We start from the raw sequence: 1,481 nt of genomic DNA on the forward strand, positions 1-1,481 counted from the left end.
AAATCATATCACAAAACCAGGAACTCATTGAAATTGCCTTTGATACTCCAGGAGAATATCCTCTGGAAATGATCGCTACATTTGGAACGTGTACAGATAGCTATATACAGAACATATTAGTCCTGGAAAGTGAAGGACTGGAACAAAACCCTGACAAACCCAATGAAAATCAGCAACTCGAAAACATAAAAGATTTTACTATTTTCCCTAACCCTTCGGATGGAAATTTTGAAGTAAAAGTAGACCTTAAAGAAACAAATCCTATTAGTATTACCATATTTAGCTTGGCCAACAATACCATTATTGACCAACAAAAACAGCAGGGTAATGACTCCTATCTAATACCTTTTAGCTTGCAAATAGCTTCTGGTGTATATGCAATCGTATTAGAAACTCCCTATGGTAAAAAAATTAGGAAAATGATTATGAGGTAATCCTTATAGTGTTTTGTAAAAATATTTGCCTATCTTTTGTTTAAACAACTCACCTTTTAAAAAACATTTAAAAAACTGACATTCAAATAAAAAACACCACTAAACTGACCATGAAAGAAGTAATACTTTTTCTTTTTTTGCTAGTATTATCATCAACTTTTTATGCACAGAACAGATACAAAGTTGAATATGATATCACTTTATCTGAACTTAATGCAGGTTCAGGAGCAGATGAAGCTTCTAGTTTTAGTATAACTTTAAGATCATCTACAGAAGGACGACAAATATTTAGCGCATCAGTAATCAATGGAGATGTTTCTGTTAATAGGGTTGTAGATCAAATTGTCAGTTTTAATAATCCTATTGCAACCATTAATACTTCTTATTCTGCTTTTGTAGGAGCAGCTGGCTTCTGCGATGGTAGAACCACCTCCTCCGATCCGTTTCTAAATTCTTGCAGGACCGGTCTTCCCGGTAATGATATTTGTGGCAATGTTAGATCAAGGTACTTTAGAGTATTTGAAATCCAATCTCTTGCAAGTCTAAACAATTATAACGCTTCTAATAATGAACTTAAAGCCTGTGAAGATAAAAATCTTATCATTTATGGATGTGGATCTACATTGAAGTATGCATTAGAATATGAATACAATGGCACCAATACTGGTGAAATACTACCTTATGGAGATCATCCAAACAATATAACAATCAACACTTCAGATATTCCTGGTGTAGGTAATAATTCATTCCGAATTAAAGCTAGGTTTGTTCCTGATGCTTCTTCTACTAATCCTAATAATTTTTCTGATGTATTAACCTATCGATTTATTCCATGTTCTCCCGAATTAGATGGTCCTATAGTTGATATTCAACCGGATTGTAGTAATAGTATCAACACTTCGGATAATAACAATGGTAGTTTTACGGTCACTTTTGATAGAGAACTCGATGATACTAAGAGTGAAAAAATGAACCTACAGGTATTCCGTCAGGTAGGCGCTAATTTTGACGGATATGCCTCAAAAACATTGGAAAAAAGTGATTTTA

The 1,481-nt window shown here is 33.6% G+C and carries 2 protein-coding genes; both read left to right on the top strand.

The genetic code is table 11. The features are described 5' to 3' along the window. Window positions 1-434 (top strand): T9SS type A sorting domain-containing protein (locus ACXAGJ_RS24605; protein WP_474843833.1); only part of this gene is annotated, 434 nt, incomplete at its 5' end. Between the two features lie 110 nt (window positions 435-544). After that, window positions 545-1,481: hypothetical protein (locus ACXAGJ_RS24610; RefSeq protein ID WP_474843835.1), on the top strand; the 937-nt coding region annotated here is incomplete at its 3' end.

The organism is Aquimarina sp. AWH4_224 (assembly GCF_056160245.1).